This window comes from Kitasatospora sp. NPDC004614, assembly GCF_042873675.1.
In the GTDB taxonomy this organism is placed as follows: domain Bacteria; phylum Actinomycetota; class Actinomycetes; order Streptomycetales; family Streptomycetaceae; genus Kitasatospora.
On the sequence record NZ_JBIALR010000015.1, the window covers coordinates 144,107 to 160,289 of the forward strand.

General features: G+C 73.4%; 15 protein-coding genes. 7 read left to right on the top strand and 8 right to left on the bottom strand.

Features of this window, described 5'->3' with window-relative positions:
• Positions 1 to 51: 51 nt before the first annotated feature.
• Positions 52 to 2,697 carry a DNA helicase PcrA gene (pcrA, locus tag ACFYST_RS27090; protein WP_387866035.1) on the top strand — a complete coding sequence of 882 codons (2,646 nt, stop codon included), beginning with the start codon at positions 52 to 54 and terminating at the stop codon, positions 2,695 to 2,697.
• A gap of 20 nt (positions 2,698 to 2,717) precedes the next feature.
• Here the strand turns inward: pcrA and ACFYST_RS27095 are convergent, their stop codons facing one another.
• The gene (locus ACFYST_RS27095; RefSeq protein ID WP_387644608.1) at positions 2,718 to 3,413 is read right to left on the bottom strand and encodes a M23 family metallopeptidase; all 696 of its coding nucleotides are present in this window, start codon (positions 3,411 to 3,413) and stop codon (positions 2,718 to 2,720) included.
• Between the two features lie 284 nt (positions 3,414 to 3,697).
• Here ACFYST_RS27095 and ACFYST_RS27100 point away from each other — a divergent pair, with 284 nt between their 5' ends.
• Positions 3,698 to 4,105 carry a cobalamin B12-binding domain-containing protein gene (locus ACFYST_RS27100; protein ID WP_387644611.1) on the top strand — a complete coding sequence of 136 codons (408 nt, stop codon included), beginning with the start codon at positions 3,698 to 3,700 and terminating at the stop codon, positions 4,103 to 4,105.
• 71 nt (positions 4,106 to 4,176) lie between these two features.
• Here the strand turns inward: ACFYST_RS27100 and ACFYST_RS27105 are convergent, their stop codons facing one another.
• From ACFYST_RS27105 to ACFYST_RS27130, 6 genes are all read right to left on the bottom strand, one after another.
• Entirely contained in the window at positions 4,177 to 5,739 is a 1,563-nt protein-coding gene (locus ACFYST_RS27105) for a DUF5691 domain-containing protein (RefSeq protein WP_387866037.1), read from the bottom strand.
• The gene (locus tag ACFYST_RS27110; protein ID WP_387866039.1) at positions 5,736 to 5,873 is read right to left on the bottom strand and encodes a hypothetical protein; all 138 of its coding nucleotides are present in this window, start codon (positions 5,871 to 5,873) and stop codon (positions 5,736 to 5,738) included. The genes ACFYST_RS27105 and ACFYST_RS27110 overlap by 4 nt, the downstream gene beginning before the upstream one ends.
• Positions 5,874 to 6,240: 367 nt before the next feature.
• A complete protein-coding gene (locus ACFYST_RS27115; RefSeq protein ID WP_387866041.1) occupies positions 6,241 to 7,554 on the bottom strand; it encodes an SWIM zinc finger family protein in 1,314 nt (437 codons plus the stop codon).
• A 54-nt stretch (positions 7,555 to 7,608) separates the two neighbouring features.
• On the bottom strand, positions 7,609 to 7,860 hold the full coding sequence (locus ACFYST_RS27120) for a type II toxin-antitoxin system RelE/ParE family toxin (RefSeq protein WP_387644622.1): 252 nt from the start codon (positions 7,858 to 7,860) through the stop codon (positions 7,609 to 7,611).
• On the bottom strand, positions 7,857 to 8,114 hold the full coding sequence (locus ACFYST_RS27125) for a type II toxin-antitoxin system Phd/YefM family antitoxin (RefSeq protein WP_387866044.1): 258 nt from the start codon (positions 8,112 to 8,114) through the stop codon (positions 7,857 to 7,859). The genes ACFYST_RS27120 and ACFYST_RS27125 overlap by 4 nt, the downstream gene beginning before the upstream one ends.
• A complete protein-coding gene (locus ACFYST_RS27130; RefSeq protein ID WP_387866046.1) occupies positions 8,107 to 8,499 on the bottom strand; it encodes a MerR family transcriptional regulator in 393 nt (130 codons plus the stop codon). The genes ACFYST_RS27125 and ACFYST_RS27130 overlap by 8 nt, the downstream gene beginning before the upstream one ends.
• Before the next feature lie 86 nt (positions 8,500 to 8,585).
• On the opposite strand from ACFYST_RS27130, the gene ACFYST_RS27135 reads away from it, so the two are divergent.
• Entirely contained in the window at positions 8,586 to 8,990 is a 405-nt protein-coding gene (locus ACFYST_RS27135) for a hypothetical protein (protein ID WP_387866048.1), read from the top strand.
• A 1-nt stretch (position 8,991) separates the two neighbouring features.
• Here the strand turns inward: ACFYST_RS27135 and ACFYST_RS27140 are convergent, their stop codons facing one another.
• The gene (locus ACFYST_RS27140) at positions 8,992 to 9,501 is read right to left on the bottom strand and encodes a hypothetical protein (RefSeq protein WP_387644632.1); all 510 of its coding nucleotides are present in this window, start codon (positions 9,499 to 9,501) and stop codon (positions 8,992 to 8,994) included.
• Positions 9,502 to 9,713: 212 nt separating this feature from the next.
• Between ACFYST_RS27140 and ACFYST_RS27145 the strand changes: the two genes are divergently transcribed.
• The 4 genes from ACFYST_RS27145 to sucC all read left to right on the top strand — a co-directional run bounded on the left by ACFYST_RS27145 (position 9,714) and on the right by sucC (position 16,174).
• Positions 9,714 to 10,811 carry an AAA family ATPase gene (locus ACFYST_RS27145; protein ID WP_387644634.1) on the top strand — a complete coding sequence of 366 codons (1,098 nt, stop codon included), beginning with the start codon at positions 9,714 to 9,716 and terminating at the stop codon, positions 10,809 to 10,811.
• On the top strand, positions 10,808 to 13,153 hold the full coding sequence (locus tag ACFYST_RS27150) for a DUF5682 family protein (RefSeq protein ID WP_387866051.1): 2,346 nt from the start codon (positions 10,808 to 10,810) through the stop codon (positions 13,151 to 13,153). The genes ACFYST_RS27145 and ACFYST_RS27150 overlap by 4 nt, the downstream gene beginning before the upstream one ends.
• Before the next feature lie 424 nt (positions 13,154 to 13,577).
• Positions 13,578 to 14,684: a VWA domain-containing protein gene (locus ACFYST_RS27155; protein ID WP_387645003.1), complete on the top strand. Its 1,107-nt coding sequence runs from the start codon at positions 13,578 to 13,580 to the stop codon at positions 14,682 to 14,684.
• Positions 14,685 to 15,001: 317 nt separating this feature from the next.
• Positions 15,002 to 16,174: an ADP-forming succinate--CoA ligase subunit beta gene (gene sucC / locus ACFYST_RS27160; RefSeq protein ID WP_380473359.1), complete on the top strand. Its 1,173-nt coding sequence runs from the start codon at positions 15,002 to 15,004 to the stop codon at positions 16,172 to 16,174.
• The last annotated feature ends 9 nt before the right edge of the window (positions 16,175 to 16,183 follow it).

A 16,183-nucleotide genomic window follows, 5' to 3' on the forward strand; every position in this document is an offset into this window, starting at 1 on the left:
TTCTCGCGACCGGCCGGGGATGTCGGCGGGTAGCCATAGACTCGAAGGGCCATGACTAGCCTCTTCGATGACCTCCCGCTCCCCGGCTTCGAGCGTCCTGCCGTCGGGTCGAGCCGCCGCCCCGAAGCGGCGCAGCAGCCGCCCCTGACGCTGTGGTCGGACGAGGAGGCGCCGCCCGCGGACGAGCCGTACGACGAACCGTACGAGCCGCCGTACGACCCCGGGTACGGCGCGGAGGAGAGCATCCCCGACGGGCTGTTCGAAACCGACCACGCCGCCGAGAGCGCGCGCGACGCCTGGCACCGCAACGGCGCGGAGCGCACCGTGGTCGACCCGGCGCAGCTGCTGGAAGGCATGAACGACCCGCAGCGCGAGGCGGTGCTGCACCACGGCTCGCCGCTGCTGATCGTGGCCGGCGCCGGCTCCGGCAAGACCCGGGTGCTGACCCACCGGATCGCCCACCTGCTGGCCGCCCGCGGCGTGCAGCCCGGCGAGATCCTGGCGATCACCTTCACCAACAAGGCCGCCGGCGAGATGCGCGAGCGGGTCGAGGCACTGGTCGGCCCGCGCGCCAAGGCGATGTGGGTGTCGACGTTCCACAGCGCGTGCGTCCGCATCCTGCGCCGCGAGGCGAAGCTGCTGAACATGAGCTCCAGCTTCTCGATCTACGACTCGGCGGACTCGCAGCGCCTGATGTCGCTGGTCTGCCGTGACCTGGACCTCGACCCGAAGCAGTTCCCGCCGAAGTCGTTCACCGCGAAGGTCAGCAACCTCAAGAACGAGCTGATCGACGAGGAGACGTACGCCGACCAGGCGGCGAACCCGATGGAGAAGAAGCTCGCCGAGGCGTACTTCCTCTACCAGCGGCGCCTGCGCGAGGCCAACGCGCTGGACTTCGACGACATCATCATGACCACCGTCAACCTGCTGCAGGCGTTCCCGGACGTCTCCGAGCACTACCGGCGCAGGTTCAGGCACATCCTGGTCGACGAGTACCAGGACACCAACCACGCCCAGTACACGCTGGTGCGGGAGTTGTCCGGCGGCTCGGCCGCGCACGCCCCGCGGATGACCGCGGACGGCGACTTCGTCGACCCGACGGAGGCCCGGCTGGCGCAGATCGCGCCCGCCGAGCTGTGCGTGGTCGGTGACGCCGACCAGTCGATCTACGCCTTCCGCGGCGCCACGATCCGCAACATCCTGGCGTTCGAGGAGGACTACCCGAACGCGACGACGATCCTGCTGGAGCAGAACTACCGCTCCACGCAGACCATCCTGACCGCCGCCAACTCGGTGATCGAACGCAACACCAACCGCCGCAAGAAGAACCTGTGGACGGCCGGCGACCAGGGCGAGCAGGTGGTCGGCTACGTCGCCGACGACGAGCACGGCGAGGCCCAGTTCATCGCCGACGAGATCGACCGGCTCACCGACGCCGGCCACGCCCGCCCCGGTGACGTGGCGATCTTCTACCGCACCAACGCACAGTCCCGGGTGTTCGAGGAGGTGTTCATCCGGGTCGGCCTGCCGTACAAGGTGGTCGGCGGGGTGCGCTTCTACGAACGCAAGGAGGTCAAGGACGTCCTCGCGTACCTGCGGGTGCTGTCCAACCCGGAGGACACCGTGCCGCTGCGCCGGATCCTCAACGTGCCCAAGCGCGGCATCGGCGAACGCGCCGAGGCGATGATCGACGCGCTCGCCGCCCGCGAACGGATCTCCTTCGCGCAGGCGCTGGGGCGGGTCGACGAGGCGTATGGAATAGCGGCACGCTCCGCCAACGCGGTGAAGAAGTTCAACGACCTGCTGGCCGGGCTGCGCCAGGTCGTCGAGTCCGGGGCCGGGCCGGCCGCGGTGCTGGAGGCCGTCCTGGAGGAGACCGGGTACCTGGCCGAACTCCAGGCGTCCACCGACCCGCAGGACGAGACCCGGGTGGAGAACCTCCAGGAACTCGCCTCCGTGGCCCTCGAGTACGAGAAGGACCCGGGGGAGCGGCCCGAGGGTGACGAGGGCCCGCCGGTCGGCTCGCTCGCCGACTTCCTGGAGCGGGTGGCGCTGGTCGCCGACTCCGACCAGATCCCCGACGACGAGGACGGTGCCGGGGTGATCACGATGATGACCCTGCACACCGCCAAGGGCCTGGAGTTCCCGGTGGTGTTCCTCACCGGCATGGAGGACGGGATCTTCCCGCACATGCGGGCGCTGAACCAGGTCAAGGAACTGGAGGAGGAGCGGCGGCTCGCGTACGTCGGCCTCACCCGGGCCCGGCAGCGGCTCTACCTGACCAGGTCGGTGCTGCGCAGCGCCTGGGGGCAGCCGTCGTACAACCCGGCGTCCCGGTTCCTGGAGGAGATCCCGGAGAACCTGATCCAGTGGAAGCGCACCGGCGCGGCGGCCGTGCCCGCCTCCCGCTTCTCCTCGTCCAGCTCTTCCGGTTCTTCCGGTTCTTCCGGCGGACGTAGCAGCAGCTTCTCGGCGAGTGCCTCGCCGAAGGCCGGCTGGGGCAAGTCGGCGCGCACCATGGTGGACCGGGAGGTGGTGGCGCTCACCGTCGGCGACCGGGTCAGCCACGACAGCTTCGGTCTGGGCACCGTGGTCGCCACCCAGGGCGTCGGCGACAAGGCCCGCGCCACCGTCGACTTCGGCACCGCCGGGCGCAAGGAACTGCTGCTGCGCTACGCCCCGGTCGAGAAGCTCTGACGGGAAGCGCTGAAAGGCGGTCAGCGCGGGTCGAGCCCGTGGGCGAGCAGCCACGGCACCGGGTCGACGGGGACGTCGCCGTCGGGCCGCACCTCGAAGTGCAGGTGCGGCCCGGTGCTGTTGCCGGTGTTGCCCGACCAGCCGATCACGTCACCAGCCCGGACCGGGCCGTGCAGGATCCGGTAGGAGCGCAGGTGCCCGTACACGGTGCGGGTGCCGTCGGGGGCGGTGACCGTCGCCATCCGGCCGTACGCCGGGTGCCAGCGGGTGCTGACGGTGCCGTCGGTGACCGCCAGCACCGGGGTGCCGGACGGGACGGGGAAGTCGATGCCGGTGTGCCGCGCCGCCCAGTGCGCGCCGGGCTGGCCGAACACGGCGCTCAGGCCGCGCAGCGCCACCGGCAGCGAGAAACGCCGCTCCTCCGCCTGACGTGACGCCAACCCGGCGACCTCGTTCGAGGGCTGGCGTTCCGCGCGGTCGGCGCGGTCGGTGTGCTCCGGCCCGGGACGCGGAGCGCCCTGCCTGGTCGGATCGCCGGGCCGCGGGACGGCGCCCGCCAGGCGCTGCTGCGGCGGGTGCACCGAGACGACGGCGGCCGCGAACACACTCAGCGCCGCCACCGAGGGCAGCGCCACCGCCAGCACCGCCGTCCTGGTGGCGCTGCGGGCCCGCGCCCGGCGGTGGGCACGAGCGGCGGCACGGCTGCTGGGGACCACGGCTGTCACACCTCGCGGTGGCTCGGGGACGTACGGCAAGAACCGGTCGAGACTGTAGCGGTGCGGCGACAGAGCGGACAAAGCGTGCATTTCAGCGGGCGTGGCGCATCGGCGGCCGGGGCCCGCAGAGCGTGTGGGCTGTGATTTTCCCCTCCTCTGGAGGGGCGGGAAAGGACGGCAGCCCCGCCGGGCCGCTACCCTCCCCTCAGATCTGTTAAAAGTGGTTAACACGCCCCCGCGACGAGGTCGGCCGGGTGGTGGACGACGTGGTCCAGGAGGCAGTGATGGTTGTGTCAGGGCCGATCCGAGTGGTGGTCGCCAAGCCCGGTCTCGACGGGCACGACCGGGGCGCCAAGGTGATCGCGCGGGCGCTGCGCGACGCCGGCATGGAGGTCATCTACACCGGCCTCCACCAGACCCCCGAGCAGATCGTCGACACGGCGATCCAGGAGGACGCGGACGGCATCGGCCTGTCCATCCTGTCCGGCGCGCACATGACGCTCTGCGCCAAGGTGATAGAGCTGCTGAAGGAGCGCGACGCGGCCGACATCAAGGTGTTCTGCGGCGGGATCATCCCGGACGCCGACATCGCCGAGCTGAAGACCCTCGGCGTCGCCGACATCTTCACCCCCGGCACCCCCACCCAGGACGTGGTGAGCTGGGTCGAGGCGAACCTGCGCACCGCCAGCTGAACCTGCCGCGCGTGAATTCTCCGCAGTGGCCCCGGGCGACAACTCGCCCGGGGCCGCCGTGTTCTACCGGGTCAGTCGGTCAGCTCGGCGAGCATCGCCTGGCGGAAGCGCAGGGTGCCGGCAAGCCGGGTGAAGGTGTCGGACCAGGCGGTGTCGGGCGAGGTGCCGGCGGCCAGCGCCTCGACCGCCGGGGCGGTCTCCGGGGCGAGCGCCCGCTCGGTCATGCCGAGGACGCCGCTGTGGCTCCACGGGTACGAGCCGAGCTCCGCGGCCCGCTTGAGGGCGGCGACCACGGCGGTGGACAGCGGCGGCGTCCACGGGGTGGCGCAGGCACCGAGCAGCTGGAAGGCGTCGCCGAGGCCGTGGGTCTGCACGAACGCGGCCGTCCAGGAGGCGCGTTCGGCGGGCGACAGGACGGCCAGCAGCTTCGCGGGCGCGCCCGGGGTGCGGCCCTCGCGGCCGGGGCGGGGCGGGGCGCCGAGCAGCGCCCGGGCCCAGCCGGCGTCCTGCTGGCGGACGGCGGCGCGGGCCCAGGCCTCGCGCAGGTCCTCCGCCCACTCGGCGCCGCCACCGCCGTCCGTGGCCAGGGTGGGTACGGCGAGCAGCTGTTCGGGGGTCAGGCCGGTGTCGGCGGTCCACAGCGCGAGCGGGGCGGCGGCCGCGACCTCGCCGAACCACCAGGCCCGTTCGCCGCGCCCGGTGGGCGACTTGACGGGTATGCCGTCGCGCTGCATGGCCGGGTCGCAGGCGGCGGGCGGCGTGATGTGCAGCCACCCGTCCTCGTACCGGGCGGCCTCCCGGGCGCGGGCGGCCATCCGGGCGGCGAGCGCCGAACCGGGCAGCGTCGAGAGCAGCTCGGCGGCGGTGGCGCGGACGTTCTTGGAGCGGTCGCCGAGCGCGGCCTCCAGGAACTCCTCGTCGGAGGCGGACAGTCCGTCCTGCAGCGCGTCGAGGAACAGCACCCGGTCCTCGGCCCGCTCGGTGGACCAGGTGGAGACGAGCAGGGCCAGGCCGGCCGCCGGGTCGGTCCGGCGCAGCCGGGTCAGGTGGGTGACGCGTTCGGCGAACAGGCCCTCCTGCCAGAGGCGTTCGCCGGGCTCTCCGGTGGTGTCGTGGTCGGCGGCGGTGCGGGTGACGTACCGCCAGTCGGGGTTCTGCGGGGCCAGCCAGCGGCCGAGCGGGCCGGCCAGCGTGACGGCGTCGGCACGCAGTTCGGAGCGGGCCCGGGCGGAGTCCAGCAGCGCCGGAACGAGCGCGGGCGGCAGTCGGTAGCCGTGCGCGCGGGCCGCGGCGAGCCACTGCGGGAGCAGCTCGGCCAGGTTGGCGGTGGAGCCGTGGCCGCCGCGGGTGCCGAGCAGCACGGCGAGCCGGCGGGCGGCGGGTTCGGGCAGCGCCGGGCGGGTGTCCTCCGGGGCGGGCGCGGGGGTGTCGACGGCGGGCCCGGGCAGCGCGCCGGCCCGGCGGCGGACCGCGGCGAGGGCGGCCAGGTCGAGCAGCGCGGTGGCCGGCTCGGCGCGGTCCACGGACCCGGCGAGCGGCGTGCCGGGCTCGGGCAGCGGGCGGCGGTCGGTGCCGAGCAGGGCCGCGCCCTGCAGCTCGGCCCACTGGTCGGCGGCGACGGCGGGGGCGGTCATGCGCGGCCTCCGGCCGGACGGGCGGTGGTGCGGTGACGGCGGCCCCAGCCGCTGGCGGTGGCGGCGCGGCGGGCGGCGTGGTGCAGGCAGATGCGTCGGACGGCGGCGCGCTGGCGGGTGCGGGTGCAGGACATGTGGTTCCTCCGGTTGACGGGCCGTCGGGAACGCCGGGGAGCGCCGATGGGCCGGTCGGTCGGGTGTGGTGGGCGGCGGGGGCTTGGCTCGGCCGCCCGGACGGTGCGGGTGGTGGATGCGTGATGGCGTCAGGGGCAGGTGGTGGTGCGGTGGCGGCGGCCCCAGCCGCTGGCGGCGTGCTGGCGGGTGGTGCAGGTGCGGGGCATCTGGTTCCTCCGGTTGACGGGCCGTCGGGAACGCCGGGGAGCGCCGATGGGCCGGTCGGTCGGGTGTGGTGGCTTTGCGTTCGGCCGGCATCGGGGCGCGGCCGGGCACGCCGAAGCCGTGACGTGGCGTCAGGGTGGTTCGGCGGCGGTGGTGGGAGTGTCAGCCGAGGCCGACGGGGCGGCGCTCGGCGTCCCAGGCGGTGACCGGCGTGAAGCCGGCGTGACCGCACTCGCCGAACAGGGTGACGGGGTGGCCGGCGGAGACCGCGGCGAGGCGCCACAGCGCGGCCTCGGCGAGCGCGCCGCGGCGCACCGGCAGGGTGTGCCGGCCGTCGGTGAGCTGCCAGCCTTCCGCGGTGAGGACGGGCACGACGTCGGTGAGGACGGCGGGCCAGCTGTCCAGCCACGGATCCTCGGCGACGGCGGTGCCGTACGCGGCCAGCGCCTCCGCCGGGGACAGCCCGGCGGGCACGGCGGCCGGGGCCGGCTCGGGGCTGCCGTAGCGGGTGCCGAGGACGGCGCGCAGCGGGCGGGCGCCCGGGTGGAAGGCCAGGTCGGCCTCCAGCAGGCGGCCGGTGGGCAGCGCCAGGTCCGGCGCCTGGCCGGGGCGGCCGAAGGCCAGCAGCAGGGCGTCGCGGCCGGTCTTCGCGCCGCGCAGCCACACCCGGCGGGTGGTGAGCCGCTCGTCGGCGGTGTCGCGGCTGCCCAGCACCTGCCAGCGGTCGCGGACGGTCGGCCCGGCGAGCAGTTCGGCGGTGTCGGTGGTGAAGCCGACCCGGGTGCGGACGGTGGCGGCGAGCGCCTCCGGCAGGGTGTCGATCCGGCCGTACGCGCCGGCCAGCAGGTGCAGCATCGCGTACTCCTCCAGCAGGGCGTCCTGCGGGGTGTCGGCCAGCGCCCGGACCCGGCCGGCCAGGCCCGGGGCCTGCGCGTCGACCATCCGGGCGGCGACCTCGTCCCACGCGCCGGCCGGCAGCGGGTCGGCGAGGCCCCGGCGGACCCCGTCGGCCAGCCGCAGCCGCAGGTCGAGCGCGCCCGCGGCGACCCGCGCGGAGCGCTTGGCGGCCCGCTTGCGGGCGGCCTCCGGGTCGGCGTCGGCAGCCTTCGCCTGCTGCTTGGCCGCCTTCTCGGCGGCGGCCTCGCTGCGGCCGTTCAGCCACTCCGACACCCAGTCCGGCGGCTCGGCGGCCGCCGTGACGCCCTCCGGCCCGGCCGCCCACAGCAGCAGCAGGCCCAGGGCGTGCTTGCACGGGAACTTCCGGCTCGGACAGCTGCACTTGTAGGCGGGGGTGCCGAGCTCCACCGCCGTCCGGTACGGCGTGCTGCCGCTGCCCTTGCACAGGCCCCACAGCGCGCCCTGCCCGGTGCCGGTACCGCTCCACGGGGCGGGCCCGGAGAGCTTGCCCGCGGCTTTCTGGGACGCCGGGTCGGGGGCCAGGGAAAGGACGTGTTCGGTGCTCCAGCGTTCCTCCATGCCCACGACGCTAGGCGGTGCCACTGACAGTTGAGGGTCGGTCAGGCCGATGCCTCAGCCGATGCGGCCGAGGTGGATCACGACGACGGTGACGACGGACTCGGTGATCTCGTACAACACGCGATACCGGCCGACGTGCATCCGGCGCAGGTCCGCGGAGCCGTACTCCGCGCTGCCCGATGGGCGTGGGGAGTCGGCGAGCAGGTCGACGGCGTCCATGACCTGGCGCAGGCCGTCGGGGTCGTCCTTGAGGAACCGGGCGGCGGCGTTGATGGCCGGTTCGTCCCAGATGATCGCGTAGCTCAAGCGGTCGGCCGCATGCCGAGGCGGGCGCGAACCTGCTCGTTCGGTACAGCCGTGGTCTCCCCGGCCGCCTGCCGGGCCCGGTACCGGGCCAGGGCGAGGGCGTCTTCGAGGTCGGCCAGCTCCTGGGGGTTGATGAGGACCGCGGCGGGCTGGCCGTGGTCGGTGATCGTGATGCGCTCGCGGGCGTGGGAGGCGCGCCGGACCAGCGAGCCGAGGCAGGCTCGGGCCTCCGTGATGGGCAAAGTGTCACTCATGTACTGAACTGTACACTTCGGCTCGCTTCTGTGCAGTGGTGCCGCCTAGCGGGGCCGGTGGGCAGCCGGTGCCGACCCGCCCGACGAGGTCGGCGCGCAGGGCGGTACGGGCGTCGATCAGGGCGATCTTCCGGCGCGGCAGCTCCGGGAGCCGCTCGGCGGCGTCCGGCGCGCCGTCCAGCTCGGCGCCGGTGCGGGCGATCTCGGCGAGCGTGAAGCCGAGCGCCTGCGCGGTGCGGACGTACCGCAGCCAGGGCACCGCCTCCGGCGGGAAGTCGCGGTAGCCGTTCGGCAGCCGGCGGGCCGTCAGCAGGCCCGTGCGCTCGTAGAAGCGCACCGCGTCCCGGCTCAGCCCGGCCTGCTCGGCGAGTTCCCCGATCCTCATGTCCCTGCCCCCGTCGGCGACTTGACCTTGGACAGTACTCCAGGGTCGAGCCTGGGGCGGTCCGCACCGAAGAAGGAGACCGCCCGATGACGCCCCTCCGTACGGTCCGCGCCGGCGCCTGGTACGACCTGCTGGTCACCGCCCCGTTCGCCACCCCCTGGACCTTCGCCCTCGCCCATCGGGCGCTGTCCGCCGCCGGGCGGGCCCTCGGGCTCGGCGAACTGCCGCCGCCGGAGCCCGTACTGACGCTGTTCGCCAACCTGATGGGCTCGCTGGTGGTGGTGTGGGCGCTGCTGCGGCTGCTGCGCCCGCTGCCGGTGCACGGGCTGTACGACGGTGTGGCCAGGGTGCTGTTCGCCTGCTGGCAGGCCTGGGCGCTGGCGCACGGCGCGACCGGACTGCTGTGGGGATTCCTCGCCGTCGAGGTGGCGTTCGGTGCGGCCCAGCTGTGGCCGTTCGTCGCCAACCGTGCTGCCGCAGTGCGGAGTTGAGTCAGCCGGTGGCGCGGCCCGCGGCTTGCAGCAGCCGCCACCAGTCGTCCCACTCGAGGTCGTCCACGGCGGCCTCGACCAGCTCGGGGAAGCGGGGCCCGGCCACCCACTCGGACACGAACACCTCGAGGCTGTCGGCGATCCGTTCCAGGCGGCACCCCTGGTACCAGAGGCCGCCGTCGTCGCGGACCGCCCAGACGCTGCCGTCCGCCGTGTCGAGCAGCAGCGGGGCCTCGTTGACGAAGCCGATGTTCAGGTAGTGCCCGGCGTCCGGGATCCCGGCGGCCAGGGCCAGCACCTCCAGGCCCTGGAAGAACCCGATCTGCCCGGCGGAGTGCAGGGAGGCCCGCACGCCGAAGTGGGGCCCGTCGCTCAGCGCCAGCAGCCGGCGCAGGTCCGCCGGCAGCTCGTCGGACAGCTCCTCGGCAGGGGCGCCCGCGGGGAGGCCGACCGCCGCGAGGTCGAAGTTCTCCCGCCGGGCCCGCGTCAGTGTTGCGAAGAGCTGTTCCATGGTCCGGTCCCTCGCGTCGTGCGGCATTCGCGGATTCTTCCACGGCGTGACCGACGTGCCGTCAGGAGCCGGTCCGGTTGTCAGTGGCAGACGGCAAAGTAGTGGTTGCACGGGGCGAACGGGAGTTCGTTCTCCCAGGTCAGCGCCGTGCCATTCCTTCTTCGCGCCCTTTCTGCGCAGTGTTCTGACGTCCCGTGAGATCGGAGCAGTCGATGACCACCGAGACGACCAGCGAGGTCCTGCGGCAGCACGCCGAGGACGCGTTCGCCGAGGAGCTGGCCGCCCTCGCCCGGCACGACGACCGGGCCCGGCCGGAGCGCTGGCGGCTGTCGCCGTGGGCGGTCGCCACCTATCTGCTGGGCGGCGAGCTCGCCGACGGCACCGTGATCACGCCCAAGTACATCGGCCCGCGCCGGGTGATCGAGGTCGCCGTCACCACGCTGGCCACCGACCGGGCGCTGCTGCTGCTCGGCGTGCCCGGCACCGCCAAGACCTGGGTGTCCGAGCACCTGGCCGCCGCGATCTCCGGCGACTCCACGCTGCTCGTCCAGGGCACCGCCGGCACCCCCGAAGAGGCCGTCCGCTACGGCTGGAACTACGCGCAGCTGCTCGCCCACGGGCCCAGCGAGGACGCCCTGGTGCCGTCCCCGCTGATGCGCGCCATGCGGGACGGGCAGATCGCCCGGGTCGAGGAGCTCACCCGCATCCCCGCCGACGTGCAGGACAGTCTGATCACCATCCTGTCCGAGAAGACCCTGCCGGTGCCCGAACTCGGCACCGAGGTCCAGGCGGTGCGCGGCTTCAACGTGATCGCCACCGCCAACGACCGCGACCGCGGCGTCAACGAGCTCTCCTCCGCACTGCGCCGCCGCTTCAACACCGTGGTGCTGCCGCTGCCCGCCACCCTCGAGGAGGAGGTGGAGATCGTCACCCGCCGGGTCGGCCAGCTCGGCCGCTCCCTCGACCTGCCCGAACTGCCGGGCGGCGCCGAGGAGATCCGCCGGGTGGTCACCGTCTTCCGCGAGCTGCGGGCCGGCCTGACCGCCGATGGCCGCACCAAGGTGAAGACCCCCAGCGGCACGCTGTCCACCGCCGAGGCGATCTCGGTGGTCACCAACGGGCTCGCGCTGGCCACCCACTTCGGCGACGGCGTGCTGCGGGCCGGCGACGTCACGGACGGCATCGTCGGCGCCGTGGTCCGCGACCCGGTCGCCGACCGCCAGGTGTGGCGCGAGTACGTGGAAGGCGTGGTCCGCGACCGCGACGGCTGGAAGGACTTCTACCGGGCCGCCCGGGAGGTCTCCGCGTGAGTGCCCAGGTGACGCTGCTCGGGGTGCGCCACCACGGCCCCGGCTCGGCCCGCGCGGTCGCCGCCGCGCTGGCCGCCCTGCAGCCCGACGCGGTGCTGATCGAGGGCCCGCCGGAGGCCGACGAACTGACCGGGCTGGCCGCCGAGAAGGACATGGTGCCGCCGGTCGCCCTGCTCGCCCACGTCAGCGACGACCCGGCGCGGGCCGCGTTCTGGCCGGTCGCCGAGTTCTCCCCCGAATGGGTGGCGCTGCGGTACGCCGCTGACGCCGGGGTGCCGGTCCGCTTCATCGACCTGCCCGCCGGGCAGAGCCTCGCGCTCGGCCCGCGCGGATCGAACCCGGATGCGACAAACGAGGCCGACGGCGCGTCAGAAGGAGTGGAGGAGGGGTCGGGAGTGCCGGGGGGCACTTCCGGGCCCGCCCCCGCCGCTGTCCCCGTCGACCCGATCGCCGAACTCGCCGCCGCCGCCGGGCATCCCGACCCGGAGGCCTGGTGGGAGGACGTGATCGAGCACCGCACCCCGGGCGACGATGCGCTCGAACCGTTCGCGGCCGTCGCCGAGGCGATGACCGCGCTGCGTGAGCACCACCCCGTCGAGCGGCGCGACGAGATCCGCGAGGCCGCCATGCGGCAGCAGATCCGGGCCGCCCGCCGGGCCGGGCACCGCACCATCGCGGTGGTCTGCGGCGCCTGGCACGTCCCCGCGCTGGCCGTCATGCCGACCGTCGCGCACGACCGGGCGCTGCTCGCCGAACTCCCAAAGAAGCTGAAGACCGAAGTCACCTGGGTGCCGTGGACCCACCGCCGGCTGTCCCAGCACACCGGCTACGGCGCCGGCATCGACTCGCCCGGCTGGTACCAGCATCTGTACACCACGCCCGAGCAGCCGCTCGCCCGCTGGATGACCAAGGTCGCCGAACTGCTGCGCGCCGAGGACCACCCGGTCTCCTCCGCGCACGTCATTGAGGCGATCCGGCTCGCCGACACCCTCGCCGCGATGCGCGGCCGCCCGCTGCCCGGCCTCACCGAGACCCTGGACGCGGTGCGCGCCGTCATGTGCGACGGCTCCGACCTCGCCCTCGCGCTGGTCCACGACAAGCTGGTGGTCGGCGACGCACTCGGCGAAGTCCCCGACGGCGCGCCCGCGGTGCCACTGCAGCGCGACCTGACCCACCTTCAGCGCACCCTGCGGCTCAAGCCCGAGGCGACGACCCGTGAACTCGTCCTCGACCTGCGCAAGGACCTCGACGCGGAACGCTCCCGACTGCTGCACCGGCTGCGACTGCTCGGCCTGCACTGGGGCCGGCCGGTCCGCGACAGCGTGCAGTCCACCGGCACCTTCCGGGAGACCTGGCAGCTCGCCTGGGAACCCGAGTTCTCCGTCCGCCTGGTCGAAGCCGGCCAGTGGGGCACCACCGTGCAGGGCGCCGCCACCGGCAAGGCCGTCGCCGAGGCCGCCACCGCCGAACTCACCGCGCTCACCGAACTCGCCGAACACTGCCTGCTCGCCGCGCTGCCCGACGCACTGCCCGAGGTGATGCGACGGCTCGCCGACCGTGCCGCGCTCGACACCGACGCCGGACACCTCGCCACCGCGCTGCCCGCCCTGGTCCGCACCCTGCGCTACGGCGACGTCCGGGCCACCGACACCAGCGCCCTCACCGCCGTCGCCCTCGGCCTCGCCGAACGCCTCTGCGTCGCCCTGCCCGCCGCCTGCACCGGACTCGACGCGGACGGCGCGAGTGCTCGTCGCACCGAACTCGACGCCGTCCACCAGGCGATCGCGCTGCTTTCCTCCACCGAGGTCGGCGAACAGTGGGCCGGCACCCTCACCGCGATCGCCGCCCGCGAACCGCACGGCGGCCCCGCCACCGGCGTCCCCGGCCTGCTCCGCGGCCGCGCCGTCCGACTCCTGCTGGACGACGGCCGGATCGACACCGAGGAAGCCGGCCGACGCCTCGGCCTGGTCCTCTCCGTCGCCTCCGGCCCACTGGACGCCGCCGGCTGGGTCGAAGGCCTGGTCTCCGGCGGCGGCGCGCTGCTCCTCCACGACCCGGCGCTGCTCGGCCTGCTCGACACCTGGCTGTGCGGCGTCCCCGCCGACACCTTCACCGACCTGCTGCCGGTACTGCGCCGCACCTTCTCCTCCCTGGAGACGGGCGTCCGCCACACCATCGGCTCCCGGGTCGCCGCCGGACCACTGAACACTTCCGTGGTGGACAGCGGCCCGGACGTCGAACTGGACGCGGAGCGCGCGGACGCGACGACGTCCGTGCTGGCGCTGCTGCTCGGTCTGCCGCAGCCGCGAATCCCACGCCAGCTGGACCGTCGGACCGGGTGACATGCCGTGGGCGACCCGCAGTCGGTGTTGTACCGCGCATGGTGCCCCGCCGCGTGGGCGGCCCGCAGGGCGTACTTGCTGCGCTGCCCCGATCTTTCCCGTTGTTTCTTCCGCTTCGCGCAGTTCCCCGCGCCCCTGACGGGGCGTGGGGGGATTGTCGTAGGCGGGCGGCAGGATCGGTGTTGTTCCCACCGCGTGGGCGGCCCGCAGGGCGCACTTGCTGCGCTGCCCCGATCTTTCCGGCTGTTTCTTCCGCTTCGCGCAGTTCCCCGCGCCCCTGTCGGGGCGCGAGATGCAGGTGCACTGTTCTGCTGCCCTGATCCCTCCCCCTGTTCCTTCCGCTTCGCGCAGTTCCCCGCGCCCCTGACGGGGCGTGGGGGTTAAGGAGTGATTCAAAGTGACTGTCCGTCAGGACGATGAGCGGATGCGTCGGTGGCGGCTCGTGCTGGGGGCCGACGGGGACGGGACCGGGGTGCGGCTTTCGCGGCGGGACGCGGCGATGGATGGGGCGCTGGGGGCGCTGTACCGGGAGGACGGGAAGCGGTCGGCGGGGCTCGGGGGGTCCGCGCCGCAGGTGGCGCGGTGGCTGGGGGACATCCGGGAGTACTTCCCGACCAGCGTGGTGCAGCTGATGCAGCAGGACGCGATCTCCCGGCTGGGGCTGGACCGGCTGCTGCTGGAGCCGGAGATGCTGGCCGCGGTGGAGCCGGACGTGCACCTGGTGGGGACGCTGCTGTCGCTGAAGCACGCGCTGCCGGAGACCACCCGGGAGACCGCGCGGATGGTGGTCGGGAAGGTGGTCGCGGAGCTGGAGCGCCGGCTGGCCGACAAGACCCGTTCCACGCTGGGCGGGGCGCTGGACCGCAGCGCGAAGGTGAACCGTCCCAAGCACCGGGACATCGACTGGGACCGGACCATCCGGGCGAATCTGTCGAAGTACCTGCCGGAGTACCGCACGGTGGTGCCGGAGCGGTTGGTCGGTTACGCGCGGGCGCAGCGGGCGGTGAAGAAGGACGTGATCCTGTGCATCGACCAGTCCGGGTCGATGGCGCCGTCGGTGGTGCACTCGGCGGTGTTCGGCGCGGTGCTGGCGTCGATGCACAGCCTGGACACCCGGCTGGTGGTGTTCGACACCTCGGTGGTGGACCTGACGGAGCAGCTGAGCGATCCGGTGGACGTGCTGTTCGCGACGCAGCTGGGCGGCGGCACCGACATCAACCGGGCGCTGGCGTACTGCCAGTCGAAGATCACCCGTCCGTCCGAGACCATCGTGGTGCTGATCAGCGACCTGTACGAGGGCGGCATCCGGGACGAGATGCTGAAGCGGGTGGCGTCGATGAAGGCGTCGGGGGTGCAGTTCATCGCGCTGCTGGCGCTGTCCGACGAGGGGGCGCCGGCCTATGACCACGCGCACGCGCAGGCGCTGGCGGCGCTGGGGGCCCCGGCGTTCGCCTGCACTCCGGACGCGTTTCCGGACATCATGGCGGCCGCGATCGAGAAGCGCCCGCTGCCGGTGCCGGACCGGCAGTAGCGGCCGACGCCACCCGTGCGGGTGATCCTGTGGTGCGGCGGACCGTCGTGCGCCGGTGGCCCGGGACACGCCGGGCCGGGCCGGCTGTGACGGTTCTCACGAAGGTCGAGCAGGTCCCGGGCGAAACATGCCCGCCGTCCGGGGATAACCTGCCATGCGGACGTGACGCGCGTGTAGATCCACGATGCGCCCGGCAACTGGGTGGGCCGCAAGGCCGTACATCTGCGTACCCGCTCAGCGCCGACGACCCGCAGCGAAGATCCTGCCGTGGCACGCTCGTAGAGACACATTCCGCGACCACGAACAAGGACAAACACGTGGACCTGTTCGAGTACCAGGCGAGGGACCTCTTCGCCAAGCACGGTGTACCCGTGCTTGACGGCGATGTCATCGAGACCGCCGCAGACGCTGCCGCCATCGCGGAGCGCTTCGGCGGCCGAGCCGTCGTCAAGGCTCAGGTGAAGGTGGGTGGCCGAGGCAAGGCCGGTGGCGTGAAGCTCGCGTCCGACCCGCAGGACGCCGTGGCCAAGGCCGAGGCGATCCTCGGTATGGACATCAAGGGCCACACCGTCCACAAGGTGATGCTGGCGCAGACCGCGGACATCAAGGAGGAGTACTACGTCTCCTTCCTGCTCGACCGCACCAACCGCACCTTCCTGGCCATGGCCAGCGTCGAGGGCGGCGTGGAGATCGAGGTCGTCGCCGAGGAGAACCCCGACGCGCTCGCCAAGATCCCGGTGGACGCCAACGAGGGCGTGACCGCGGAGAAGGCCGCCGAGATCGTCGCTGCCGCGAAGTTCCCGGCCGAGATCGCCGACCAGGTCGCCGACGTCCTGCAGAAGCTCTGGGTCGTCTTCGTCAAGGAGGACGCCCTCCTGGTCGAGGTCAACCCGCTGATCAAGTCCGGCGACGGCAAGATCATCGCCCTGGACGGCAAGGTCTCCCTCGACGAGAACGCCGAGTTCCGCCAGCCGGAGCACGAGGCGCTCGAGGACAAGGCCGCCGCCAACCCGCTGGAGGCCGCGGCCAAGGCGAAGGGCCTGAACTACGTCAAGCTCGACGGCCAGGTCGGCATCATCGGCAACGGCGCGGGCCTCGTCATGAGCACCCTGGACGTCGTCGCGTACGCCGGTGAGAACCACGGCGGCGTGAAGCCGGCCAACTTCCTCGACATCGGCGGCGGCGCGTCCGCCGAGGTGATGGCGAACGGCCTGGAGATCATCCTGGGCGACACCGACGTCAAGTCGGTCTTCGTCAACGTCTTCGGTGGCATCACCGCGTGCGACGCGGTCGCCAACGGCATCGTGCAGGCCCTCGCGCTCCTCGAGAGCAAGGGCGAGGCCGTCACCAAGCCGCTGGTCGTCCGCCTGGACGGCAACAACGCGGAGCTGGGTCGTCAGATCCTGACCGACGCCAACCACCCGCTGGTGCAGCAGGTGGACACCATGGACGGCGCCGCTGACCGCGCCGCCGAGCTGGCCAACAAGTAAGGAAGGGGA